Origin of the sequence: Caulobacter sp. LjRoot300 (assembly GCF_964253875.1) — a bacterium.
GTDB lineage: Bacteria > Pseudomonadota > Alphaproteobacteria > Caulobacterales > Caulobacteraceae > Caulobacter.
Genome location: NZ_CAXUSA020000004.1, coordinates 322,977 through 348,295, shown reverse-complemented (window position 1 = coordinate 348,295; position 25,319 = coordinate 322,977). Strand labels below are relative to the sequence as shown.

18 protein-coding genes and 2 pseudogenes are annotated in these 25,319 nt (G+C 68.0%); 5 read left to right on the top strand and 15 right to left on the bottom strand.

What is annotated here, in order from left to right; all coding sequences use genetic code 11:
• Positions 1-3 precede the first annotated feature (3 nt).
• Together ACSQ2G_RS16085 and ACSQ2G_RS16080 are read right to left on the bottom strand one after the other, a co-directional pair.
• The gene (locus ACSQ2G_RS16085) at positions 4-1,041 is read right to left on the bottom strand and encodes a hypothetical protein (RefSeq protein ID WP_436032517.1); all 1,038 of its coding nucleotides are present in this window, start codon (positions 1,039-1,041) and stop codon (positions 4-6) included.
• A gap of 103 nt (positions 1,042-1,144) precedes the next feature.
• The gene (locus ACSQ2G_RS16080; protein WP_436032515.1) at positions 1,145-2,059 is read right to left on the bottom strand and encodes a HEPN domain-containing protein; all 915 of its coding nucleotides are present in this window, start codon (positions 2,057-2,059) and stop codon (positions 1,145-1,147) included.
• 180 nt (positions 2,060-2,239) lie between these two features.
• Between ACSQ2G_RS16080 and ACSQ2G_RS16075 the strand changes: the two are divergent.
• Positions 2,240-2,428 (top strand): annotated as a pseudogene (locus ACSQ2G_RS16075) (helix-turn-helix domain-containing protein); the annotation flags it as partial.
• Between the two features lie 189 nt (positions 2,429-2,617).
• Entirely contained in the window at positions 2,618-3,157 is a 540-nt protein-coding gene (locus ACSQ2G_RS16070) for a LysR substrate-binding domain-containing protein (RefSeq protein ID WP_436032900.1), read from the top strand.
• Here ACSQ2G_RS16070 and ACSQ2G_RS16065 read toward each other — a convergent pair.
• The 7 genes and pseudogenes from ACSQ2G_RS16065 to trbE form a co-directional block, all read right to left on the bottom strand.
• Positions 3,154-4,305 carry a TrbI/VirB10 family protein gene (locus tag ACSQ2G_RS16065; RefSeq protein ID WP_436032513.1) on the bottom strand — a complete coding sequence of 384 codons (1,152 nt, stop codon included), beginning with the start codon at positions 4,303-4,305 and terminating at the stop codon, positions 3,154-3,156. The genes ACSQ2G_RS16070 and ACSQ2G_RS16065 overlap by 4 nt on opposite strands.
• Positions 4,302-5,168: a P-type conjugative transfer protein TrbG gene (gene trbG, locus ACSQ2G_RS16060; protein WP_436032511.1), complete on the bottom strand. Its 867-nt coding sequence runs from the start codon at positions 5,166-5,168 to the stop codon at positions 4,302-4,304. Before trbG ends, ACSQ2G_RS16065 begins: the two co-directional genes overlap by 4 nt.
• Positions 5,165-5,848: a conjugal transfer protein TrbF gene (gene trbF, locus ACSQ2G_RS16055; RefSeq protein ID WP_436032509.1), complete on the bottom strand. Its 684-nt coding sequence runs from the start codon at positions 5,846-5,848 to the stop codon at positions 5,165-5,167. The genes trbG and trbF overlap by 4 nt, the downstream gene beginning before the upstream one ends.
• A 3-nt stretch (positions 5,849-5,851) precedes the next feature.
• On the bottom strand, positions 5,852-7,117 hold the full coding sequence (trbL, locus tag ACSQ2G_RS16050; RefSeq protein ID WP_436032507.1) for a P-type conjugative transfer protein TrbL: 1,266 nt from the start codon (positions 7,115-7,117) through the stop codon (positions 5,852-5,854).
• Complete coding sequence (gene trbK-alt / locus ACSQ2G_RS16045; protein WP_436032505.1) at positions 7,117-7,374, bottom strand: putative entry exclusion protein TrbK-alt; 258 nt, start codon at positions 7,372-7,374, stop codon at positions 7,117-7,119. Before trbK-alt ends, trbL begins: the two co-directional genes overlap by 1 nt.
• A complete protein-coding gene (gene trbJ / locus ACSQ2G_RS16040; protein ID WP_436032503.1) occupies positions 7,371-8,120 on the bottom strand; it encodes a P-type conjugative transfer protein TrbJ in 750 nt (249 codons plus the stop codon). Before trbJ ends, trbK-alt begins: the two co-directional genes overlap by 4 nt.
• Before the next feature lies 1 nt (position 8,121).
• Positions 8,122-10,272 (bottom strand): annotated as a pseudogene (gene trbE, locus ACSQ2G_RS16035) (conjugal transfer protein TrbE); the annotation flags it as partial.
• A gap of 434 nt (positions 10,273-10,706) precedes the next feature.
• Between trbE and ACSQ2G_RS16030 the strand changes: the two are divergent.
• Positions 10,707-11,657, top strand: coding sequence for a DUF6615 family protein (locus ACSQ2G_RS16030; protein ID WP_436032501.1), 951 nt, complete (start codon positions 10,707-10,709; stop codon positions 11,655-11,657).
• Between the two features lie 97 nt (positions 11,658-11,754).
• Here ACSQ2G_RS16030 and ACSQ2G_RS16025 read toward each other — a convergent pair whose 3' ends face one another.
• The 6 genes from ACSQ2G_RS16025 to ACSQ2G_RS16000 form a co-directional block, all read right to left on the bottom strand.
• The gene (locus ACSQ2G_RS16025) at positions 11,755-13,179 is read right to left on the bottom strand and encodes an RES domain-containing protein (RefSeq protein ID WP_436032499.1); all 1,425 of its coding nucleotides are present in this window, start codon (positions 13,177-13,179) and stop codon (positions 11,755-11,757) included.
• Positions 13,180-13,413: 234 nt separating this feature from the next.
• The gene (locus ACSQ2G_RS16020; protein ID WP_436032497.1) at positions 13,414-13,893 is read right to left on the bottom strand and encodes a hypothetical protein; all 480 of its coding nucleotides are present in this window, start codon (positions 13,891-13,893) and stop codon (positions 13,414-13,416) included.
• A gap of 161 nt (positions 13,894-14,054) precedes the next feature.
• Positions 14,055-15,686 (bottom strand): integrase, encoded by a 1,632-nt coding sequence (locus tag ACSQ2G_RS16015; RefSeq protein WP_436032495.1) that lies wholly within the window; start codon positions 15,684-15,686, stop codon positions 14,055-14,057.
• A 604-nt stretch (positions 15,687-16,290) separates the two neighbouring features.
• Positions 16,291-16,620 (bottom strand): type I restriction-modification system subunit M N-terminal domain-containing protein, encoded by a 330-nt coding sequence (locus ACSQ2G_RS16010; protein WP_436032494.1) that lies wholly within the window; start codon positions 16,618-16,620, stop codon positions 16,291-16,293.
• Entirely contained in the window at positions 16,620-17,006 is a 387-nt protein-coding gene (locus ACSQ2G_RS16005; protein WP_436032492.1) for a hypothetical protein, read from the bottom strand. Before ACSQ2G_RS16005 ends, ACSQ2G_RS16010 begins: the two co-directional genes overlap by 1 nt.
• A 55-nt stretch (positions 17,007-17,061) precedes the next feature.
• The gene (locus ACSQ2G_RS16000) at positions 17,062-19,155 is read right to left on the bottom strand and encodes a TonB-dependent receptor (RefSeq protein ID WP_436032490.1); all 2,094 of its coding nucleotides are present in this window, start codon (positions 19,153-19,155) and stop codon (positions 17,062-17,064) included.
• A 627-nt stretch (positions 19,156-19,782) separates the two neighbouring features.
• Here ACSQ2G_RS16000 and ACSQ2G_RS15995 point away from each other — a divergent pair.
• Positions 19,783-22,863: a TonB-dependent receptor gene (locus ACSQ2G_RS15995; protein WP_436032488.1), complete on the top strand. Its 3,081-nt coding sequence runs from the start codon at positions 19,783-19,785 to the stop codon at positions 22,861-22,863.
• Between the two features lie 383 nt (positions 22,864-23,246).
• Positions 23,247-24,785: an FAD-dependent monooxygenase gene (locus tag ACSQ2G_RS15990; protein WP_436032486.1), complete on the top strand. Its 1,539-nt coding sequence runs from the start codon at positions 23,247-23,249 to the stop codon at positions 24,783-24,785.
• Positions 24,786-25,319: the final 534 nt, after the last annotated feature.

Here is a 25,319-nt window from a genome sequence, read left to right as displayed (position 1 = left end):
CGATTAACTGAGGAGCAGCTGCCTGTAGCCGATCGGGACTGGGAACGCCGCATTCAGCGTCGCCAAATAGGCCTTTCCATTCGCTGTGAGAGGCGGTTCACCCACCACCACGAGTCGTTCAGGACGCGTCGCGCCTGGCCACAGAGCGTATTCCAGAAGCTGTCCGATCGCGTCTCGGAGGCAAGCTCGATCGGAACAGTTCGTCTTAACCTCGTAAAACCACATCGCGTCATCGTGAATGGCGACGACATCGATCATCCGCGATCCGATCATTGGCTCCAGGAGCACGTCGATACACCCCTCCGCCAGCAGCTCGGACTTCAGCCGACGCTGAATTTCCGCATGACGTAGCTGCACGGCGAAGGTGCGGGCGTGGGTTGTCGCCTTTGTCCACCTTCTATCCGTGAGCTCTCGTCCCGTCTCTAAGCGCAGGACTTCCGGCGCCGTGTCCACCTGCTTGGCCTGCTGTTCGACAAATCGAGCTGACCTTTGGGGATTTTCCTCATCGTCCCATAACGGCAGAAAAGTCTCCACGAAGGCGGACGGAAGTTTGAATGCGTACCCTTGTAGCGGTCGAACCGGGCGACTCGAGAGTTCGAAGGGGAAGTATTTTGAGACACTGTGCGGCACCATGGCATCATAAATTGCCTGAAGTTGCTCGCGATCGCGGCGCAGGGTCTCCAAGGTTAGCGGGGCGCTCAATTGGTGGTGATCACTCAAGGCCAAGCGGTAGCCAGCTAGCTCAGATGGCTCAGCGCCACGAGTTCGTGCATAGCTCCCGCGCGCGGCCCAAACAATCGGCGCTGGGACGGCTGGCGCGGCGATACGTGAGGCGCTGGTAATCGCCGCCGCGCGTTTGTCATAGTGAAAGACAACATCGCCGACTCTGGCTTCCAAGAAAAGCGTGTAACGCCAGTTATCTCTTCCAGCTTCGTCATGCAGAGGCGCGCGAAGATCGACGCCCAAATCTTCTCGATCGGTCGACTCAAGCCAAAATCGCTCCTCGGCCAAGCGTGACCACCAGCGCTCCTTATCGGCCATCGAGCACGTTCGCGCGCAGGGCGCCGATGTGAGGAGCGCCTCTGGCGCCGCCCTCGAAGATCGCAAAGATTGGCCTGCTTGGAGTGGACATCGGCGCTGGTTGCTATGCTGCGGCGTCGCGAAGCGATGCGATTCGCTCTAACGCGACGGTCTCCACCAGGGTCTGTAGTCCCGCGACCCGTTCCTCGAGCCACGCGAGGTGGTCGTCGGAAATCTCGTAGGCTTTCGAATAACGTGCCTCGACATAGGCGCGGCGGATTAAGTCGAAGCCCTGGCGCTCGAACTTGTTGGCCCGAGGCCACACGCCAAGAAGGCGGTTGTCCAAGGACTCGGCCCGGTCGCGCAGCAGGTTCAGCCGATGGGTCTTGGCGCTGTAAAGCGTCAAGGCCAGGATCAGGCCGTGATACGAACGCTCAGCTGCTTGGTGAAGCTGAAAGGCAGCTTCTTTAGGTCGGCCCTGGCGGCGGACATAACGGGCAGTATCGAGGAACCCAGCGGCGCTCGCATGCCATTCATTGAAGTATGCCTTGGTCTCCCCGTAGGCGTCCTGCGGCGATAGCGCCTCGGGCGTGGCGAACGGAAAGCCGTCTTCTTCGAAAAGCGTGATCCCGTCTCTCAGGATGTCAGTAAAGAAGTAGCGGCCGAGCCGCAGCTGCTCGTTCACGTCGTCGAGGCTATGGACGACGAAGTTGGGCTGAGTGCGCAGGCGCTCGCCCGAGGCGTACTCGCTCAGGAAGGTCTGGTCGGGACCGTGCCAGAATTCTTCAAGGTCGGTCAGGTCGTCGTGGTTGACCACCACCAGGATATCGAAGTCCGAGAAGTAGCGGCCCTTGGGGTCCTCGACCCAATCGCCGCGCGCATAGCTACCGAACAGGATGATCTTCAGCAGCTTGCCATTCCTGAACCGCGGCATGGTCCGACGGCTCAGCGCCTCGGCGAAACCGTCTCGCAGCACGTCGACCACGAGGTTCAGTTCCTTGCGCTTGGCGGCTGGCAGATGGTCGAGCGAGGTCTTCATGGGTCCGTCGTCAGTCGGCGATGAGGTGTGGAGTCTAGGGCGTCAGGTGGCGCCGGCGCCACCGTTCGTTGCGTCCGGCCTGCGAATATTCTGTCTATATTCACTCTATAGAGTGGCTCGGCGCGGGGTGGCGCGGTTTGCTGGCGTGCGGCCGACGGGGCCGCGTCGCCCAGGCTGTCCGTGCTGTCGATCTCGCCGGATCTTGCTGTCGCCGACCTGGGCCAGGCGAGCGCTCGGGCGGGCCTTGGCCTTCACCACCTGCGTTACATCCTGGCCGCGGCCGAGCACGGCGGGTTCCGTCGCGCCGGGCGTCACCTGGGCGTCCAGCAATCGGCGGTGTCGCGGCGAATCCAGGAGCTGGAAGACCGGCTCGGTGCTCCGATCTTTGAGCGCGGTCCTCAGGGCGTACGGCTGACGCCGGCCGGTGAAGACTTTGTGCGCGGGGCGCAGGGCGCCGTCGGCGAATTGGATCTCGCCATCGATCGCGCCGCCGAGGCCGGCCGCGGCGATCACGGCGTCCTGCGCATCGGTGTCCTGGCCGGCCTGGGCGGCGGCCAGATGCAGAACCTTCTTCATCGTCTGATGGAGGTCGCGCCGGGCCTGGAGATCGACCTTGTCGAGGGTGATGCTCGCGGCCTTGGCCTAGCGCTGAGCCACGGTCGACTGGACATCGGCTTCCTGCTGACCGAGCCGCGCGCCCTGATCTCGACACCGGCCTGGCGCGAGCGCGTCATGATCGCCGTCCCGGCCGATGATTATCTGGCCGACACGCCTTCCCTGGCTTGGTCGGACCTCGCCGATCGTCGCTTGCTGGTCGGCCGACCGATCGCCGAGGTCGTCTGTGACCTAGCCGCGCGACGTCTCGGGGCCGGCGCTGCGGCGTCCATGGGGCAAGCGTCCTGTCCAGCCAGCGTCGCGCGCCTGGTGGCGTTGGGCCAAGGTCTTGGCTTGGTCAACGAGGGCGACGCCGCCAGGGTCACTGGCGTCGTCTACCGCCAGTTGGCCAGGGCTTTCCTGGCCTTCGACGCCGTCCTGGGCCGACGGCCGGAGAAGCCGATTCTCCGTCGTTTGATGGCCTTGCTGGCGGGGACCACCTAGTCGTCGAAGACGATATCGCGCGTCACCAGGATGGTCACAGGCAGGCCCGCCCGCAGGCTCAGGGTCGGCTGGACGTCGAGCTGCTTGCGCACCACCTGTTGGCCGGTCTGGTTGACGGTGTCCTGCACGCCTTGGCGCAGAGCTCGGGCGATGTCGCTGTCGTCGTCCGAACCCACCGCCGCGCCGACGCCCAGGACGCTGGACAGGAGCGCGGCCCTTGTCATCGCCCCCCAGTGCGCATCGGTCTTGTCGGTCAGGCCCGATCGACCGGCAGCGTCGGCCCCGACCAGGTGATCGAGCTGCAGCGACCGACCGTCCGGGAAGATCACCCGATCCCAGGCCAGCAGCACCCGCCTTTGGCCAAAGGCGACCTGGCTGTCATAGGCGCCGATCAGTTTGGAGCCCTGCGGGATCAGCACGGCGCGGCCCGTCAGGCTGTCATAGACGTTGCGCGTCACCTGGGCCGAAACCGGACCCGGAAGGTCGGAGCTGATCGCGGTAATCAGCGCGGCGGGGATGATGGTCTGAGCCAGAAGCACTTGGCGCCCGGACGGCGGTGCGGGACGGAAGGCGCTGGTGGTCGGCGGCGTGCTTTTGCCCAGGAAGGCTTGGCGGCTGTCGGTGACGTCGGCTTGCGGCGCGGTGGGCGGAAGGGGCGGGGCGGATTCTGGCGGAGCGAGGTAGGGGGGCGGCGGCAGTGTGGCCGTCGGCGAGGCGCCTGGGCTGCTACGACTGAACACGGCGCTGGTGCGCGCGGCGGCCAGCGCTTGTCGGCGGGCGTCGGAGGCCGGATTGGGTTGGTTTGGGCCGATCGGCGGCGGCGGCACGTCCTTGCCCCGCTCCTGGGCCGACAGGATTGGCCGGCCGAGATCGCCGGGGAGTGGCGGACCGAGCTTGGGAACGTCGGCATAGGTGCGCGGACCCGCGATCACCGCCTGAGGCGCCCGGCCGTCGGTGTCGTCGGTCTTGATGACGACCGGCTTGGGCGCGCGGGGCTGGAAGGCCAGGGCGAGGGCGGCGCCGATCCCGGCCGCGCCCAGCCCGGCCAGGCCGGCGATGGCCACGCGCGAAAGGCGCGCGACCCTCGGCGGCGGCGCGCGCAGGCGCACCGCGTCTTGGGCTTTCTGCTCGGTGTCGGACCTGGTCACGGCGCCCGCGTCCCGATCCGTTCGATCTTGACGCGTTTGGCCGAGCGCTTGTCGCCCAGCCGCAGTTCGGCCCGATCGAACAGGCGATCGACGATGATCTGGCGCCCCTCGACGCGGTAGTTGACCAGGCCGCCCTTGCCGGCGGAATCGAGCAGGAAGAGCGGCGGCAGTTCGCCGGCCGTGATGCCGGCCGGGAAGACCAGGTGGACCTTGGCGCCGTCGTCATAGACCTGCTGGGGACGCCAGCCGACCTTGTCGCCCGAGACCCGGTAGTCGAAGTTCAGGCGCGAGAAATCTGGATCGGCGGGGGCTTGAGGCGGGGGCGACGTCGTGGACGCGGGCCTTGGCGGCGTTGCCGGCTTGGCCAGCGCGATCAGGGCGTCCTTGGGATAGGTCCAGGCGACCGACGCCATGTAGGTGGCCGCGCCGGCCCGCAGCTCGACATAGTAGGTGCGGCGGTCGGTGTTGATCACCAAATTCGTGGCTAGGCCCGGCAGGGTCGGCTTGACCAGGATGTGGACCCGCTGGGCCTCGCCCTCGCCGCTCGAGGTGTCGCCGATTACCCAGCGGGCGGTGTCGCCGGCGGCGATCGGTCCCGAACCTGCCAGTTGCTCGCCGGGCTCCAGGACGATGTCGGTGACCCGTCCCGGCGCGGTGTAGATCTGGTAGAGCCCGCCCTCGCTCCAGGTGAAACGCTGCAGCGCGCCGACGAAGGCGTCGAGCCGCGGCTGGACGCGCGCGGCGGCATTGGCCGCGGCGACCGGCGCGGGCGGACCGGGACGGGGCGTGGCGGCGGCCGCGCTGGTCGCGGCGGCGAGCGACAGGACCGCGACGACCGCGGCCCCCTTTGCGGAGCGGGTCATGGGGTCATCTCCTTGGACCAGTCGATCGCGTCGACATAGAGGTGCAGCGGGTTCGCCTTCAGGCGCTCGACCTTGTTGGTCGGGCGATCGACCAGGGTCAGGATCGCCGACCAGCGCTCGGTCGAGGCCAGGGCGCCGTCCTGGTAGTGGCGCTCGATCCAGGCGATCCGGAAGCTGGTGGGCGAGGCGCGCAGGACGTTGGTGACGTCGACCGACACCTGTTCCTTGCCGACGCGCTCGCGCGGATCGTTGGTCTTGCCGTAGGCGGTCAAGGCCGCCGCGCCCTTGTCGGTCGTGAACTGGTAGGCCGACAGCCAGTTGCGGGTGACGACCACGGGATCGGATGACACCGAGCGCACCTCCTCGATGAAGCGCTCGAGGCGGGCGGCGATGATGAAATCGCTGGGCGTGAAGTCCGCCGTGGCGGGGCCGACAGTGCGGGCTTCTCCGAACCGGTCGACCTCGACAACCCAGGGCACGACGTGGCCGCGGGCGCCCTGCCAGATCAAGGCGGCGACCAGGACGATGATGACGCCGCCCTGCACCAGGGCCACGGCCCAGGCGCGCCGGCCGGTCACGGCAAGCCGTCCTTCGCGATCGTCCCAGGCCTGGGCGGCGCGGCGGTAGGGCGTGTCCGACTCGGGCGTCGTCCCGTAACGGATCTCGGGCCGTCGAAACATCGATCAGGACTCCTCGGAAAGGTCGACGGAGGCGCCGCCGCCGGACGGACCCGACGAGGCGGCGTGGCCGGCGCTCGCCGCGCCATGGGCGATGGCCTGGCGCTGGTCCATGCGCTTGGCCCAGGCCGGCGGTGCGCTGGCGGGAGGGGTTGCGCCTTGCTGGGGATCGGGCTGGGCGGCGCCGGGGGAAGCTTGGTGCTGGCGTGCGGAGTCGAACCGCTGACCCAGGGATTGGGCCATGCGGCGAAGGGGGCTGACGGCCGCGCCGCCGGCCGCCTTGGCCACGCCCATCGCCCCGCCGCTCTGGGCCGCCCCGACCGTCGCGCCGGCCAGGCTTGCCGCGCCGCGCGCGGCTCCGGCCGCCAGTCCCGCCGCGCCGCCCACCGCCAAACCGGCCAGGGCGCCGCCGGCCGCGAGCGCGCCACCCGCGGCGGCCACGCTGCCGACCGCTGCGCCGGCTGAAAGTTGCGGGCCGCCGGAGACGAGACCGCTAGCGATGCCGGGCGCGAAAAGGCCCAGGCCCAGCAGGCAGAGCGAGGCCAGGACCACGCTCAAGGCCTCCTCGATCGTCGGATCGGCGCCCGCGAAGCCGGAGGTGAACTGGGAGAAAAGCGTCGAGCCGATGCCGACCACCACGGCCAGCACCATCACCTTCACGCCCGAGGCCACGACGTTGCCCAGCACCCGCTCGGCCAGGAACGCCGTCTTGCCAAACAGGCCCCAGGGCATCAGCACGAAACCGCAGAGCGTCGTCAGCTTGAACTCGATCAGCGTCACAAAGAGCTGCACGGCCAGAACGAAGAAGCTGAGGACCACGATCAGCCAGGCGATCAGCAGCACCGCGATCTGGATGAAGTTCTCGAAGAAGGCGACGTAGCCCATCAAGCCGGAGATGCTCTCCAGCAGTGGCCGGCCGGCATCGATCCCGGCCTGGCCCACACGCCCGGGACGCAGCAGCTCCTCGACCGTGAAGCCCGTGCCCGAGGCCTTCAGGCCTAGCCCTGCGAAGCTTTCGAAGATGATCCGCGCCAGAGCGTTCCAGTTGCCGATTAGGTAGGCGAAGGCCCCGATAAACAGCGTCTTGCGGATCAGGCGGGCGACGACGTCCTCGCCCTCGCCCAGGCTCCAGAACAGAGCGGCCAGGGTGACGTCGATGACGATCAAGGTGGTGGCGATGAACGCCACCTCGCCGCCCAGCAGACCAAAGCCGGAGTCGATGTAGGCGGTGAAGACGCCCAGGAAACGGTCGACGACGCCGGGGCCTTCCATCAGCCGCCCGCCCGGCGAACGCCCAGGAACCGGGTCCGCGCGTCGTTCCAGGCCTTCAGGCAATCGGGGTCTTGCGCGCCCTCCGCGCCGATCGCCTGGCATCGCGCCAGCCGCGCATCGATCGGCCGGGGCTGTTGGATCGTGGCGGCGGGCGGCGCGGAAACGGGCGCGGGACGCCGAGCCTGCAGCGCGGCGACCAGGATCGCCAACAGCGCAAAGCCCGCCGCCGCCAGCCGAAAGCCCAGGCGCGCGCTCATGGCTGGTTGAACATCTTGGCCGAGCCGGGCTGGTAGCCGGCGCCGGGGGTCAGGAACCGATGAAGCTGCTCGCGCGCCTGATCCTGGGCCGCCGCGCGCTGGGCCGCCTCCAGCGTCTGGGCGCGGCCTTGGGCGGCGAGCAGGACGAGCAGGTCTGACAGCTGTTGCGACTGCAGCGCCAAGAGCTGATTGCCCGCTTGGGCCGCTTGCAGGGCGCCGGTGGCCGACTGGCTGGCGGTGACCAACTGTCCAAGCTCGCTGCGCGAACCGTCGAGGTTGCCGACGACCCCCGCCTGGACCTTCAGGGCGTCCTGGAAGGCTGCAACGCTGTTGGCCCAGCGGGTCTTGGCGTCGGCGACCAGGCCTTGGCCCGTGGTCGACAGGTCCGCGGGGCGATAGGCGCCTTGGAACGCCGCCTCGATGTCGCTGACCCGCAGGGCTACGCCCTTGGCCTGGTCGATCAGGGCGCGGGTCTGGGCCAGCTGCGTCTGCAGGGTCTGCAGGGCCGAAAACGGCAGGCCCTGCAGGTTTCGCGCCTCGTTGACCAGCGACTGGGCCTGGTTCTGCAGCGCGGTGATCTGGTGGTTGATCTGCTCGAGGGTGCGCGCCGCGGTCAGCAGGTTCTGCGCGTAGTTGGACGGATCGAAGACGGTCCACTGGGCGTGAGCGGCTATGGGGACTAGCGGAATGGCCAGGACCAGCGGCGCGGCCGCGAGCAGGCGCCGCCGCGAAAGGCGCGGGGTCATGTCAGGACTCCAGATCAACGGTGGGGAGGAGGTCGGCGGCCCAGGGCAGGCCGCGCGCGCGCAGCCAGGCCGCGGCGAAGTCGCGCGGCGCGGCGGCCAGCACCGCGTCGATCTGGGCTTGGTCGGACTTGGACGAGGCCGCGGCGAAGGCCAGGGCCACTTCGCCGAGGCCGAGATCGAACAGGCGGTCTCCAGCTGGCGATTGGCAGTAGTAGTCGCGCTTGGGCGTGGCCCGGGCGATGATCTCGACCTGACGGTCGTTGAGACCAAAGCCGGCGTAGATCGCCGCGATCTGCGGTTCGAGGGCGCGAGCGTTGGGTAGGAACAGCCGTGTCGGACAGCTCTCGATGATCGCCGGCGCGATCGGGCTGTCCTTGATGTCGGCCAGGGACTGGGTGGCGAAGACGACTGCCGCGTTCTTCTTACGCAGGGTCTTGAGCCACTCGCGCAGTTGGCCGGCGAACTGCGGATCGTCGAGCGCCAGCCAGCCCTCGTCGACGATGACCAGGGTCGGGCGGCCGGCGAGGCGGCCTTCGATGCGGTGGAAGAGGTAGGCCAGCACGGCCCCGGCCCCAGGCGCGCCGACCAAGCCTTCGGTCTCGAACGCTTCGATGCTGGCCGGCGCGAGGGTCTCGTGCTCGGCGTCCAGAAGCCGGCCCGCCGAACCCCCGACAGCATAGGGCTTGAGCGCCAGCTTCAGAGACGCGTCCTGGAGAAGGGCGATCAGGCCGCTGATCGTGCGCTGATCTACCGGCGCGGTGGCCAGGGCCCCGAGCGCCGACCACAGGCGTTCGCGCCCTTCGGGGGCGAGCGGCGCGCCCTCGCGAGCCAGCAGCGCCGAGAGCCACTCGGCCGCCCAGGTCCGTTCGGCAAGGTCGTCGATGCGCGCCAAGGGCTGCAGCGACGGAGCCTGCCCGCCGCCCAGGTCGTGGAAGGTCCCGCCCATGGCCAGGGTGGCCGCCCGGATCGAACCGCCGAAATCGAAGGCGAAGATCTGGGCGTCGGCGTAGCGGCGGAACGACAGCGCCATCATCGCCAGCAGCACGGACTTGCCCGCGCCGGTCGGCCCCACCACCAGGCAGTGACCCACATCGCCGACATGCAGCGAGAAGCGGAACGGCGTGGAGCCGGCGGTCCGCGCGTGGAAGAGCGGCGGGGCGCGCAGATGCTCGTCGCGCGACGGCCCGGCCCAGACCGCCGACAGCGGCATCATGTGCGCCAGGTTCAGCGTCGAGATCGGCGGCTGGCGGACGTTGGCGTAGACGTGGCCCGGCTGGGTGCCGAGCCAGGCCTCGACCGCGTTCAGCGTCTCGGGGATGACCGTGAAATCGCGGCCTTGGATGGTCTTTTCGACGAGCCGCAGCTTCTCGGCCGCGACGCGCGGATCTTCGTCCCAGACGACGACGCTGGCGGTGACGAAGGCCTGGGCCACATCGTCGGCGCCGAGGTCCTGCAGCGCGGCGTCGGCGTCGGCGGCCTTGTTGGCGGCGTCGGAGTCGATGAGGCTCGCCGCCTCGTTGGTCATCACCTCCTTGAGGATCGCGCCGATCGACTTGCGCTTGGCGAACCACTGGCGGCGGATCCGCGAGAGCAGGCGAATGGCGTCGGTCTTGTCGAGCATCAGCGCCCGGGTCGACCAGCGATAGGCGAAGGCCAGACGGTTGAGGTCGTCGAGCACCCCAGGGAAGGTCGCGGTCGGAAAGCCGACCACGGTCAGAACCCGCAGATGCCGATCGCCCAGGCGCGGCTCCAGTCCGCCCGACAACGGCGCGGTGGCCAGCAGGGCGTCCAGGTGCATCGGCGTCTCTGGGACGCGGACGCTCTGGCGGGTGGTTGTGGCCGCGCCGTGCAGGAACGACAGGGTCTCGGCGTCGCCCAGCCAGGCCGCCTCGGGCATGAAGCCCTCGACGAGTTGCAGCACCCGATCGGTGCGCTGGACGAAGCTCTCGGTCTGCTCCCAGGCGTCGAAGCCGCGCTCGGCTCGGCCTTCGATCATCAGGCGGCTGACCCGCGTGGCGTCTTCGGCCGGCGGGCGCCAGACGAAGGTCAGGAAATAGCGGCTCTCGAAGTGGACGCCGGCCTCGGCGAACTGCTCGCGGCGCTCCAGGTCGACCAGCCCGGAGGCAGAATCCGGAAAGCGGCCGGGCGGGTAGCCTCAACGCAGTCGTCAATCATGAAGGCCGCATATCAGCGGGTGAGGGATAGGGCCGACCTCGCGTGCGTAATGACGCCCCTTTCAGCCGGCGGCGCCACAGGCATCAACAACTAGGGCCACCGTGCGGCCCTAGTCGAGCGGGGGAAAAGCCCGCGGACCTTCACCAGGAACAGGCCGTCCGGTTTCAAGTCTTGCTGCCGCCCGCTGCCGCGGTCGCGGGCTTGGGGCTCCGCCCCGGGCGCGCTGCGGACCGACTTCCGCCCAGCTTCGGCCCCTTTGGGGCCTGCAGCCGGGTCCCCGCGAAGCCGGCGCCTCCGCTTGCACCCCCGGTCTGGCATCCCAAGTTGCGTTTATAGTCACGGTTCGCGAAAACGTTGCAAAACCGGAGAGACTCGATTGGCCACGGACCCCCGCCGCGTCAGGCTTCGACCATGACCCTGGCCCCCCTCTTCGATTCCCCCTGCGATCTGGCCGAGCGGATTCCGGCGATGGTCTCCGACTTCCTGGACCTGGAAAACCGGATCGGCCGCCGCTTTCGCGAGGACAGCGTCAGCGACATCATCATCGCCTCGCTGCTGAAGATCGCCGGCTCCAACGCCACCGTGCTCGTGCCCTCCGAGCCCAAGACCGGCAGCGACTTCGACATTCTCCTCCACGAGCCCGCGACCCGGACCGCTGTCCAGTACCGGATCCAGGCCAAGCGCCTGTATCCCCACGCCAAGACCTGGGACTGGGGTTCCTACAGGGAGCTCGACCACCCGCATGGTCAGGGCAAGCAAGCCTCGACCCTGGTGCGCTCCTCGGCCCAGGAGATGGTTCCCACCATCCCGCTCTACGCCTTCTACAACCCGCAGAGCGCCTGCGGCGCATCCAGCGGGGCGATCTCGGGGATCGAGCTGGCCGACGGGCTGGCGATCAACCAGATCGTCAAGGCCCTGGTGGCCGCCAAGGCCGCATCCAAGCGGCCGCGGCTCAAGCGCATCGCCTATCTGCGCGACCTCTTTTTTCCCCTGTCGACCATCCTCTGTCCGCCGTTCGGCGCGCCGACGTCAGGGGGGCTAATCGTTCGGCCCGAGGTGTCGCGCCAGGCCGTGCAGGGCGCCATCGCCAGCCGGGCGCGGCCCGACTGGATGGACGACGAAGAGGTTCCTCGGCTGCCCGGCGACTACCGCCACGGTCTGGCGCTGGCGCCGGGGCCGCTGGCGCCGCCCCAGCCTCCCGGACACGAGCCTCCCGGACGCGAACGGCCGGCGGATGCTACCCGTCGCCTGCCCCTCATCGTCGAACGCGCCATCGCCCGTCTGCAGGAGGGCGAGCGCATCCAGAGCGCCAGGGTGCAGCGACTAAAGCTCATCTTGATCTCCCGCGACGGCGGTCCCTAGTCGGCGCGGACGGGCCAGGTGCGCTTCAGGCAGGCCGCACTCCAGCATCTGGGCGTCGTCCTGCGCGAAAGCCGTCCTGTCTGGTTCCCAGGCACGATCAGAAGCCAGGGTTCTTCCAGGTATCGAAGCGGACGGGGATGACGGTCCTGTCGATATGGATTCCCGTCACCTCGACCAGGCTGATCTCGTCGGTCAGCAGGCGCAGCGCCGGCTCGAGCGTCGGCGGACTGCCGAAATCGGAGAACCAGTCGTCATCCAGGTCCAGAGGGTTGTCGGCGGCGTGGCGTCGAGGTGGCGGCTCGGCCACCGGCGTGAAGTAGACGCGCTGTTCCAACGGCCCGACCACCTGGGCGTCCTCGTCGTGATCGGCCGCCCGATAGGATCCGTGGATCGTACGCCGCGCCTCGTCCTGTGCGCCGGCCACGCTCGCGGCGTGTGGGAACAGCACGATGTTGTTGGCCGACTGGCTGATCTGCGCGGAGCCGAAGATGATGCCGTCGATGGGCGGATTTGCCTGCGACCAGAGATATTCGGCGACGATCTGGGTGGGCAGATAGTCCAGCGTCTCGCGGCCGGGGATCACCGCCCGGCGAATCTCGGCGTGGAAGCCCTCGATGAAGTCGCCATAGGCGCGCGCCTGCGCATAGCGCGGATCGAAGTAGCTCATGGCCTGGGTCTCGCCCGCCAGGCGGGTCAAATCGAGAATGCGCAGGTCACGCATCACCTCGAAGCGGCCCACGACCGCGGCGCCGCCCACGGGGACGCGCAGTTCGGCCACGCAGGTCTCGATGTCGAAGGCGCCATAGAACACCGAGATGCCGGCCGCGTTCATGCGGCCGGCCCCCGACACCCCTGGGCCGGGCGCGGCCAGCTCATTGACGACCCGACCGAAGATGGTGGCCTGACCTGCGTCCTCGTTGGCCAGCCGAGCCCGGTAGATGAAGCGATCGGCCGTTTGCGGCCCGATGACCCGGACGGCGTCGCGGCCGTGCTCGCCGCACAGGATCGGCCCGAACACCTCGCTCAGAACGCCCTCGCCGACGGCGTTGAAGAACCTGCGCTCATGCTTGAGCGCCGTACAGAACTCCAACCAGCGTCGGCGCAGGGCCGACCCGTTGGGTTCCTCGATTGCCAGGTCGTCGTTCTCGTCGCCGTAGAGGTCGAGCCCGCCTTCCGCGAAGTCGAAGCGGTGGCCGCGACCCATGATGGCGATCAGCGCCACGGCGACGTCCCGGTCGTCGGCCTGGATGAGATCGGCCAGGAGTTCGGACGAGGTTTGGCCGTTCGGCGCGGTCCAGACCCGGTCGCCGGCGAAATGGATGTCCTCTTCGGCGCGCGTGACCAGGAGCTCGTAGGTCGGCTTCACCCGATCGGCCAGCCACGCGAGCGTCACGACGGCGGCCTCCTCGCCGCGGCAGCACATGCATGGGCCGGTTCGGCCGCTGGCGGCGATCTCCGCCTTCAGGAGGTATTCGCCGATACAGTCCTCGCAGACCAGCCTCTTTTCGCCCTCGACGTCCATCCGTTCCCCCTGTGCCTGGCCCTTCATACCGAGGCGGGCGCTGAGGTGCGAACGGGAAGGTCGCCGACGTCTTCGCGCCGCAGGGCGCCGTCTGCGCCTCGATGCGTGGCGTCGCGTTGTCGTCGACCTATGTCGCACCGCCGCCATGGTCTTTGAGGTCAAGCTTTGGGCAAGACCGTGCGCGGTCTGTCGGCGTTCGCCGTGCTCGCTCGAAGCTATCGGCCGAGCCCGGCGTCAGGCACGCGCGGCCTGCAACTTGCCGGTCCTGGCCTCGTCCTTGGACTTGTCCCACTCCTGCTTCGGCAACAGTTGGACGCAGGCTTCCAGCCGCTCCAACTGCGCCAGTACCGAGGCGCGATCGGCAGAACCCGCCGCCGGCCGCAGCAGGTCGGGCAGGGCGGCCAGACTTTCCAGGATGGCCTGGTCGAGCGGGTGGTCTCTCCCGCCCCCGGGATTGACCCGAAGCCGCACCCCGACCCGACGCTCGTGGAAATCGGCCAAGGTCTCCGTCGGTCTTTCCAGGGCCGCGTGCGCCAGGGTCACGAGTTCCGCCGTCTGGGTCCGCAGGTCGCTGCGCCAGGCTGCGCGCTCCGTGGTCACCGTGTTGACGAACAGGGTCTTGCGGCTGGTGCGCTGGGTCATCCAGCCGGCGAGGATCGCGCCGGCGAAGGCCGCGCCCGCGGTGATCATCACCTTGAGCAATTCGCTGTCCATGAGGTGTCTCCCTTGCCTGGTTCCGCGAGCCCAAGGGTACAACGGCTCGGCGACCGAAAGGCCAGATGGCCCTGGCGGCTCATGGCCGCCAGGGCCGGCGCGGTCGGCCGCTCGATCTGCCCAGGATTGCGCCGAGCCCATCGAAATGGGGAGCGGCAGGCTCAGTACCGGGACGTGGCGTAGGCGCTGGCTGGCGGAACGGGCGAGGCCGCGCCCTGCAAGCGGCGTTGCGCCTCCGACTTGGCGATCATCCGCTCGCGCGGCGAAAGCGGCCATGACCCGGCGGGTGCGGCCGAGTGACCCGAGTTGGCCGCAGCCGCGCTGGGGACCGTGCTTTGCATCGCCGCAACCAGCGCCGCGGGATCAGGGACGGCGGGCGGTGGCGCCGGCCCGCGCGTGGTGATCGGCACCGGCACGGGCTCGTACGAAGTCTCCGCCCGCATCGCGCGCTTGAGGAGCTTGGGCGCCTCCACCGCCCAGAAGCGCGCCTCGCGGGCCTTGTTCGACCGAGGATCGGGCGGGGTCGGGTCGCGACGCTCGTGCCCGATCAGACGGGACGGCAGGTGCGGCCAACGCTTGGCGTCGAGCTTCGCGCCCGACAGGACCGCCTCGGTCAGCTTCTCCTGGACGTTCTGCAAATGGCCGCTGATCAGCTTGGCGCGGGTGATGTAGCCGGCGTTCACGCCCGGCAGGCTGTGGTTCATCAGCAGATGCAGGTCGATCTCCGACAAACCGGCGATCTGGCCCAGGGTGCGATAGGTCTGTCGCAGATCGTTGCCCCACTTGGAGAGCACCTTGCGGTTCTCCTTGTGCTCGACCATCCTGCCTTCCTCGCCCTCGCCCATGAAGATCCAGCCCTTCTTGTTGTCGGGCATCAGCATGCGGCCCGCCCGAAGGGCGCGGATGAGGCAGAGGATCATCGCGCGAGACAGGGGAATGTCGAACGCGCGGTCGGCCCCGCCCTTGGGGCGCGGAATGTGGAGAATGCGGGTCCGGATGTTGAGGTGCTCGAGTCGGGCTTCCAGCAGGGCGCCGGGGCGGCTGCCGCTGAGCAGGCAGAAGAGGTGAAACTCGCGGCGGACAGGGTGGCGCATCAGCCGGGCCTGGGCGAACCAGGTCGGCAGGTCCTCCAGGCCCATCGCCGTGTTGCGCCTCTTCTCCGGGTTCCAGTCCACGCCCAGGGTCGGATTATCCGCCGGCAGGTAGCGCTGGGTCTTGCGGGCATGGTTGTAGATGGCGCGCAAGGTTCGCATGGCGCCGTTGGCCGCCGAAGAGCCATTGACCTCGGTCAGCCTGTCATGGTGGGCGGCGACCTTCTCCGGATCCTCGGCCAGTTCCATCAACGGGCGGTCGATCCAATCGGCCATCAGGCGCTCGACGTGGTCGGCGTAGCCCGCGATCGTCGAGGGGCTGCGGTTCTTGCGCTTCATGTGCGAGGTCAGATAGCGCTCCCAGGCTTGGCGCAGCGTGATGCCGGCGTCCGCCTGAGGCTCGACGACCTTCTTCTTGGGGTACTTGATCGCTTCGCCGTTTGTGACCTTGCTGATCAGAAGCTTGGCTTGGCTCCGCGCGTCGCGGGAGTTCATCTCGCCAGCGTAGCCGATCACGACGCTCTTGCTCTGGCGCACGCCGTGGACCCAGCGCTCGGCTTGGGCGGTGTAGGATTTGCGCCGGCGCCCGACGATGACCATGAAGCCGGGCACCTCGGTGTCCCGGACCTTGTAGCGGCCGCTCGTGGCCAGGGGCAGTTGGGCGACGACACGGTCGGTTAGAAGGATGCGCCTTTCGTCCATTCTTGCGGGTCCCTTGGTGTGATCACAAATCAAATTGTTCTGGAGAGCTTTTGTTCTGGGGTCTGGTTTGTACTGGGGAACTCGCCCCCAGACTCTTCCGGTCGCCCTTTCCAGTTGTTCTCCGTCGTGCGATGAATTCGAGAGAAAAGATAGGGGTTATAATAAGTTATCGTACTCTGGCGTAAAGTGGCGAATACATGGGTCAACTGACTTGAGCCGCTACGAATCTGAGGGTCGGACGTTCGAATCGTTCCGGGCGCGCCATACATTTCAATGACTTAGCGGGTTTTCCGGGGTGCGCGGCCAAGGCTGTGGTGCCGCCATGGTGCCGCGCGCATCTGATTGGCCGCTGATGGTGCGCGCCCGACTCCGCCTGGTGACCCCCCGCGAAAAACGCAGAGCGGCGCGCTTTAATGGCCCGGGGGGCCACGGGGGGACTGCGCGAACGGCAGCCACGATATGCCGCTTCGGATACCTGACCCAAAAACGATCCGACCTCGGGGCCGTCGCGCATGCGACGGCCCCTCGGCGATGTCAGACAGCCAACAGCGCGCGGGCCCTGGCGGTGTGGGGCGCGGTTCGGCTGTCGAGCCACGCCTTGAGATCAGCCGGCCTGTAGCGGACCGCGTTGCGTGACAGGGCCACGAACAACGGACCGCCGCCTTTCCGCCGGTAGCCCTCCAGCGTGCGGGGCGAGATGCCGAGCAGGGTAGGGCTCGCCGTCGTCGTCGGCGCCCTCGGGGAAGATGCGCCGCTCGATCGGCGTCTTCAGCGCCTCGGCCTTGCGCTCCTCGACCGTCTGCAGCTCGTCCAGGCGGCGGATGAACAGCAGATAGGTCAGCTGCTCGATCACGCTGATCGGGTTGGAGACCCCGCCGGACCAGAAGTCGTTCCAGATGTCGTCGATCTGGTTCCGGATCGTGCCGACCAACATTATACGCTCCCTCGCACTGTGCCCGTGGCGCTGGCCAGGGCGATTTCGAACGCTTGACGATTGGCGACGACGATCGGCGTTTCGGACGGAAGATCGTCGGGCCGGTCGAGTCGCAGCGGCTTCTTCAGGTAGTAGAGCAGCGCCTTGCGGACCGAAAGCGCCGCGCGGCCGCCCGGCATGTCGTATTCCCAGGCCACGGCTTCCTGTTGGCTGGGCGAAAGCGCCGTGTTGGGCTGGAGCTCGACCTGGAAGGTTTCGGTCCAGTCCTGGTCCGCGCCGGCCGGCGCGCCGCCCGGTCCCGTGGCGCGCAGCCCGCGCCAGCGCGACAGCACGAAGTCCCTGAACGCCCCGTCGATGTGGCAAAAGCCGCGGACGTGCCAGCGCAACCCGTCCGATGCGAAGGCGTCCGGCGGACAGCGACGGCGGAAGGCCGCGCCGGGCCTATTGCAGCGCGTAGCGCAGCGTCACCATCGCCGAGCGGGGCGCGCCGGGCAGGTTGAGGTTGGGGCTCGTGCCATGGCCGGAGACGATGTAGCCCTCGTCGAAGAGGTTGCTGACATTGAGCTGCGCCACCAGCGGTCCGAACCGCTTCCAGGCCATGGCGTCGACCGTGGCGTAGGCCGGCAGGGTGACGGTGTTGCCGGGGTTGGCGAAGCGGTCGCCCACATAGTTGCCGCCGGCCCCGAAGCCGTAGCGTCCGCCGACATCCCGGGTCAGCCAGAGGTTGGCGCTCTGCCTGGGGGTGATGGTGGCGCGCTTGCCCTGGATCGGCAGGCCGGCGTCGAAGGCGATCGATTGCGTGACCTTGGCGTCGAGATAGGCGTAGCCGGCGATCGCCCGCCAGCCGCTGGAAAGGTCGAGGTTGCCGGTCAGTTCCACCCCGTCCGTGCGCTGCACGCCGATCGGGATGATCCGCAAGGTCGCCGGATCGGTGGCCTTGATGCCGGTGCGCTCGAGCCGGAAGGCCGAGACCGTGGCGCTGGCGCGGCCGTCCAGGAAGTCGAACTTCCCGCCGACCTCCCGGTTGGTGGTTTCTTCCGGGGCGATGTCGGCGTTGGTGGCGGCCAGGGCGAAGGTCTCGCCCGACGGCTGGAACGAGCGGCTCCAGGAGGCGTAGTAGGATTGGGTCTTGGTCGGTTGCCAGACCAGGCCCAGCCGGGGGCTCCAGGTCTTGTCGGTCCGTGACAGATCATCCAGCTTCGGCAGGCGTTGGTCGGTCGCCTGCTCGAAGCGATCGTAGCGAACCCCGACCAGCGCCTTCCAGTGTTCCCCCAGCGACACCAGGTCCTGGGTGTAGACGCCGACGGTCTTGAAGACCGTGCGGTTGTCGGCGGTCGGGGCGCCCGGAACCGTGCGGGCCAGGATCGGCAGCACCGGGTTGAACAGCGACACCGTCGCCACGCCGTTGCGGGAATAGGTCAGGGCGTCCTTGACCTGGCGGCCGAGCTCGACGCCGTAGAGCAGCTGGTGGCGGGCGCCGCCCAGGGCAAGGTCCTGGGTCAGTTCGGCCTGGTCGAACCAGCCGTGCTCGTCGCGCTCGACGTTCGAACGGTTGAGGCTGACGGTCTGGGCCGCCTCGTTGACCGAGCCGGGCAGGGTGTTGAAGCGCGACAGGCTGTAATTGTAGTAGCGGAAGGCGTTGCGGAACTTCAGGCCCTCGCCGAACTGGTGGGACAGGGTCGCCGTGCCCGAGGCCACCTTGCTCTGGCTGGTGTCGACGTCGCGGGCGTTGGCCGCCCCGTAATAGGCCCCGGCGTCCACGTCCACCGGCCGGCCGCGATAGGCCGGCACGCCGAAGTCGGTGACGCGCTTGTCGCGCAGATAGTCGGCCTGGATCAGCAGCGCGGTGTTCTCGCCCAGCGCCACGGTGGCGGACGGGGCGACGGCTTCACGCTTGAGGAACTGGGGGTCGCGATAGCTGTCGGCCCGTTCGACGGCGCCGGTGACGCGCAGCGCCGCGCCGGGCAGCGCCTTGCCCAGGTCGAACTCGATCCGCCCGTCGTCCCAGGCCCCGTAACTGGCGGTGACCGAGGCGATATCCACGCCCGGCTTGCGGGTGACGCGATTGATCAGCCCGCCCGAAGAGCCGCGGCCGTAGAGCACCGAGGCGGGGCCCTTGACCACCTCCACCCGCTCGATGTTCGACAGGTCGCGGAAGTACAGCGCGTCGTCGCGCACCCCGTCGACGAACTGGTCGGCGATCGCCGTGAAGCCCCGGATCGACACCTGGTCGCGCTGGCCGTCGCCGTGGGAGAAGCCGACGCCCGGCACGTTCTTCAGCACGTCCTGCAGCGACAGGGCCCGCTGGTCCTGCATGACCTTCAGGCCGACCACGTCGATGGTCTGGGGGATGTCGCGCAGCGGGGCGTCAATCTTGGTCGCCGTCGTCGCCCGGACTGGATTGTAGTCGCCCTTGCGGCCGGTCACCGTGACCCCCGACACGTCGTTGGCCGTCTCCTCCGCCCACGCGGGCGCGGCGGCGAGCAGCGGCGCGAGCGCGCAGGCGAACAGCAGGTGGCGGGCGGCGGGCGACATGGGCGATCCTCGACGGGAAGAGGCTGCGCCTAATAATCATTTGCAACAATGTGTCAATGCCGCAACCTCCACCTCGCCCGGACGGCCGACAATCCTCCGGCGCTTGGGTCGAGCAGGATCTTTGTCGGAGGGGCCAGTTTCCGACCGCGCCGTAAGGTCCGCCCCAAGAGTGTTCCGCCGTCCGATCGGTGTCCGCTCTCCCCGTTAACTTGTCAGACAAGTCACACAAAACAGAGGTTGTCCTGGCTGGGCGTGCGCGCCCCGGAAGCGGCAGGTGTCCAGGGTAATCTCCCCAAGCCGCCTCGTTTTGCCGATGCCGGAAGGGCGAGAAGTGTGGCAAAATTCCCACCAGTTCGCACAATCGGTACCGCTACCATTGTCCGGTTGGCGCGGTTTCTGAGCCTTTTTTGGCCGTGCTCCGCCGCTACAGCACAGAAAAATAAGGGCGTTTCGAACCTTGATATTGGTCAGGCCAATAGAATTCTGGCCTGGCCAGGAAATGCGCCGACTTCATTGACTGCGGCGTGAGCCTGGCCAAAGGTCTGACGTCGTCGGCGTCGTCGCCGCACTAAAAGCAAGAAGTCGGGCCGCGCCCTTGGCGGCGGCCGTGTAGGAGGGGAAATCAATATGCGAACGCTGGCCATTGGTGCGCGTCTGGGGCGCGCGGCGCTTCTCGGCGCGACGATGCTTTCCGGATTTGTCGCGGTCCAGGCGCAGGCGCAGACCGCGCCGACGGTCCAGGCGCCCAACAATGACGTCGTCGAGGAAGTCGTCGTCACCGGCTATCGCAAGAGCCTGGCGCAATCGACCGTCGCCAAGCGCGAGACGACAGGCTTCGCCGACGCCATCTTCGCCGAGGACATCGGCAAGTTCCCCGACTCCAACATCGCCGAGTCGTTCAACCGCATCCCCGGCATCACCATCACCCGCGACATCACGGGCGAGGGCACCAACGTCGCCATCCGCGGCCTGGGCAGCAACTTCACCAACGTCACGCTGAACGGCGCCTCGATCGCCGTGGCCTCGTCGGGCGCCACCGACGCCCAAGGCACCGACCGCTCGGTCGACCTCAGCTTCTTCCCGACCGACCTGTTCACCAAGCTGACGGTCAACAAGAGCTATTCGGCCAGCCTGCTGGAAGGCGGCGCGGCTGGCAATATCGACATGCGCTCGGCCCGTCCGTTCGACCGCCCCGGCCAGCACCTGACGATGAACGTCCAGGGCGTGAAGCCGGACGGCGCCGACTGGGGCGGCAAGGGCTCGCTGATCGCCAGCAAGACCTGGGACAATTTCGGCGTCCTGTTCGGGATGTCCGGCCAGCGGCTCAAGACCGACACCCGCGGCTACGAGACGATCGGCTTCACCAACCCGAACCTGTCGGCGGCCCAGTGCGGCGCGACGTCGGGCTGCAACCCGACGGGCGGCGGCAACTGGACGATCCCGGGCACGGTGCCGGTCGGCGCGGGCGGCGGCCTGGTGGCCGGCCAGACCATCGACCAGGCCTTCCTGCTGGCGCACAATCCCGGCGCGACGATCCAGCAGATCGACAACGGCCTGCTGCCGCGCCTGGGTCGCCCCTCGGCCGAGTACGGCCGCCGCGACCGCTTCAACGCCGTGGCCAGCCTGGAATGGAAGCCGAACGACAACCTGAACTTCTATGTCGATGGCATGTACGGCTACAAGAACAACGACCTGATCCGCGAGGACATGGCGTGGATCGTGCGCAACGGCGCGATCATTCCGACCAACACCAAGTACGACAAGACCGATTGCTCGACCGGCTGCACGGTCACCCAGGGCACCTACGCCAACTCGCAGTTCTTCCTGGAATTCCGTCCCTACATGGAGAAGACCGAGCTTTGGGGGATCAATCCAGGCGGCGAGTGGCGCATCACCGACAATCTGAAGGTCGAGGGCCAGGTCAACTACACCAAGAGCACCTTCCACCGCGAAAGCCCGACCTTCGGTCCGGTGACCGCGCTGGGGGCCGGCACGACGGTCGACTACACCTATAACCCGAACGGCATTCCGACGATCAAGAGCAGCATCGACCTGAACAACCCCGCCAACTTCGTCTGGACCGGCGGCCGGTTGAACATGCAGGACGAGAAGCGCTGGTATGAGACCAAGGGCGCGCGCGCCGTCGTCACTTGGGGCGACGAGCAGCTGAACCTGAAGTTCGGCGGCAATTACGACGACGTCACGCGCACCATCCGCGGTTACGACAACACCACGCCGTGGCAGAACGCGACCTGCGGCAACAACCCGAGCATCAACCTGCCGTCGCCCAACGGTCAGCCGCCCTGCCAGGGCCTGAACCAGCCCGGCGCCGCGCCCGCGGGCTATCCGACCTATCCGGGCTACGGCACGGGCTCCACGGCCGGCCAGACCGGGACGCTCACCTATGGCGGCTCGCTGATCCCGACCACCAGCCTGGCCAGCTACCTGAAGCCCGGCCCGGCCGGCTTCGTCACCGTCGACTGGGACGCGGTCAAGAAGGCCACCAACTACGACCAGCTCCACGACAACTCGCCGGAGACGGGCGGCTCCAACACCGGCGCCAGCGGCGGCTCCATCAATGAGAAGAACAGCGCGGCCTATACCGAGCTGAACGGCGTCACCCAGGTGATGGACAGCGACCTGCGCTTCAATGTCGGCGTCCGCTACGTCCACACCAAGCAGACGATCGGCGGCCGCGTCTCGGTCGCGGACCCGCGCAACAACCCGGCCGGCGGCCAGCTTCCCGACGGCTCGCGCTATCCGAACATCACCAACTTCGTCTACACCGAGAACACCTATTCCAAGTGGCTGCCGGCCGCCAACATCGCCTATGACGTCGGCGAGCACGCCGTCGCCCGCGCGGCGGTGTCGGAGACCATGACCCGTCCGGATCCGGCCGCCCAGCTGCCCGGCGTCAGCTTCGGCGCTCCGTCGGCCGACCAGGCCACCATCGGCAACTCGGCCCTGAAGCCGTATTTCTCGAAGAACATCGACCTGGGCTTCGAGTTCTACACCGGCCAGGAAGGCGTGATAGCGGTCAACGCGTTCCGCAAGTCGCTGACCGGCTTCACGACCAACAACGTCGTGACCCAGCCGTTCTCGTACCTGGCCCAGTACGGCATCACCTACGACACGCTGAACGACACCCAGAAGACGGCGATCAATTCGCGCGGCGGCCCAACCGCGGCGTCGGTCCAGATCCAGTCGCAGATCAACGTGCCCAACAAGCTGACGATCAACGGCCTGGAATTCCAGTGGGTGCAGCCGCTCGACTTCCTGACCAGCCGGTTCGGCGTCGAGGGGCTGGGCTTCAACGCCAACGCCACCATCGTCGACCAGACCAGCAACGGCGCGGCCGTCGCCTACGGCGTGGCCAAGTACACCTACAACCTGACAGGCTATTACGAGCACGACGGCGTCAGCCTGCGCCTGAGCCACGTCTACCGGAAGGGCTCGCAGTCCAGCGGCGCCAACCAGAACGGCGTCACCGCCGCGGCGCTGTTCGCGGACGACTACAAGCAGACCGACTTCTCCTCCAGCTTCGACCTGGAGAAGATGTTCGGCCTCGAGCACGTGCCTCAGCTGACCTTCAACGTGACCAACATCACCAACGAAAAGCTGCGCTCGCACTTCCAGTACGACAACGCGACGTTCACCTACTACAAGCCCGGCCGCCAGTTCCTGGTCGGCATGCGGGCGACCTTCTAGGGCGCTGGGCGGACGGATGGCGGCGACGCCGTCCGTCCGCCTCGGACGCTTCACATGAGGGCTGGTGCGGCGCGCTGCTTTCGCGGCGGCGCCGCGCGCCAATTCGAGGACAGCACGCCTGCCTTCGTCGGCCGGCGGCCGATTTGTCGAACGAAGGCGCCATTTGAAAAGCGACAGCCCTTCGGTTATGTAGCCCCTGTCGGAAAAGGCAGACTTGGTCTGGTAAGCCCAAGTCCTTTCGGTGACGAAAGCTCTGGTCTTTGGCTTCGCGCCGGGGATCCCCGCGACGAACCCTGGACGCTCTCGCGAGCGCCCGTTGTTCGTCCGCGCGGTCTCCAGTTCGAGGAACGCTCCGGTCGAACCTCATCGACCAAGGAGCGCCCATGCCTATCCATCATCCCTCCACCCACGACGTCATCGTCGCCGGCGCCGGCCCGGTTGGCCTCTTCCTCGCCTGCGAGCTCAGGCTGGCCGGCGTTTCCGTCGTGGTCCTCGAACAGGCCGCCGATCCCTGTTCACCGCTGAAGCGCCTGCCGTTCGGCATGCGCGGCCTCTCGGCGCCGACCCTCGAAGCCTTCGATCGCCGCGACCTCCTGACTGCTGTCGAAGCCGTGCAGCGCTTCAACCCGTCCACCGACGCCGCCAAGGCCGCCTGCCACTGGGCGCAGCAGCCGCGCCGTCCCGCCGGCCATTTCGCCGGCATCTCGTTCTTCCACGAGGATATCGACACCACGCGTTGGCCCTACCGGCTGCCGAGCCCCGCGGGCGTCAACCTGGCCATCGACATGCAGGCCCTCGAAACCATCCTCGCCGAACGGGCGACGGCCTTGGGCGCGGAGATCCGGCGCGGCTCGGGCGTCGAGGGCTTCGAGCAATCGGACGACGGCGTCACCGTCCGGACCCGCGGCGAGCGCCTCCACGCCCGCTGGTTGGTCGGATGCGACGGCGGCCGCAGCCTGGTGCGCAAGGCCGGCGGCTTCGCCTTCGTCGGCACCGACCCCGAGTTCACGGGCTATTCGGTCGAGGCCGAGTTGGCCGATCCGGACGCGCTGGCCCCCGGACGAACCTACACGGCGACCGGCATGTACACCTATGCGAGGCCCGGCGTGATCGCCATGGTCGATTTCGACGGCGGCGCCGCTCACCGCGCGCAACCGCTCACGCTGGACCATGTGCAGGCGGTGCTGCGCCGGGTGTCGGGCGTCGAGGTCCGTCTGACCGCCCTCAAGCTCGCCACCACCTGGACCGACCGCGCCTTCCAGGCGACGGAATACCGTCGGGGCCGCGTCCTGCTCGCCGGTGACGCGGCGCACATCCATTCGCCGCTCGGCGGTCAGGGGCTGAACCTGGGCCTCGGCGACGCCCTGAACCTGGGCTGGAAGTTGGCCGCCGCGGTCCGCGGTGACGCGCCCGTGGGGCTGCTTGACAGCTATGGCGCCGAACGCCGTCCCGAAGGCGCCCGCATCCTCGACTGGTCGCGCGCCCAGGTCGCGCTGATGCGGCCGACCCCCAGCACGCGCGCGCTGGGGGCCATCATTCGCGATCTCATCGCCACGGGCGACGGCGCCAGCTATTTCGCCGAGAAGGTCTGGAACGTGGCGTTGCGCTACGACCTCGACGCGGACCATCCGCTGGTCGGCCGCGGCGTCCCCGACTTCGCCGTCCCGGATGGCCCGAGCACGGGCGAACGCCTGCGCGACGGCAAGGCCCTGCTGCTCGACTTCGCTCCCGGCGGGCCGCTTCGGTCGGTCGCGCACCGCTGGGGAGGGCGCATGTCCTACGCGGCAGGCCAGCCGCGGGATCGGCTGGGGCTGAGCGCCGTGCTCGTCCGTCCGGACGGGGTCGTCGCCTGGCTCAGCGAGATCGCCGGCGACGACGTCGGCCTGTCCCAGGCCGCCTTGCGATGGATCGGCGAACCGTGAGGCGGACATGCCCTGCGCCCGCGCCGTCCAAAATCTCGGAAGCCCGTGAAGGCGGTCGAGGGGGATCGGTCCTGGGTGTCCAGCGTGGCTACCTCGTCACGCGCAGCGTGCCGAACGAGTCGGGCGGCGTTACGGCCTGAAGCTGGCGCTGGCCGACGGCGATCTTGATCGGCATCGCCTCGCCGAGCGGGTTGTGGGCGCGGGGTCTGAGACCGATCTCGGCCGATCTTGGGCGTTGAACGGTCGATCCGTTGGCGCTTGGAGCGCCGTTTACGGCGGTCCCGACATGCCCATGCTTTCCGGAGGCCCCCGGGCGTGAACCGCGTGTTCCCGCGACGGCAGGGAGCGTGCGGCGGTCCGGGACGATCCTGGGTACGCTCATGAGCATAATCTATCCAGAGTCGCATTTGGACTTGTTAAGGTTGATAAGTTCATCGTGTGGGGGATTTTCAAATAATCATTCCGATTTCACTCGTACGAATTATCTATATTCTCCGAATTTCCATATATGATATTTGTTACTAACCTCGATGT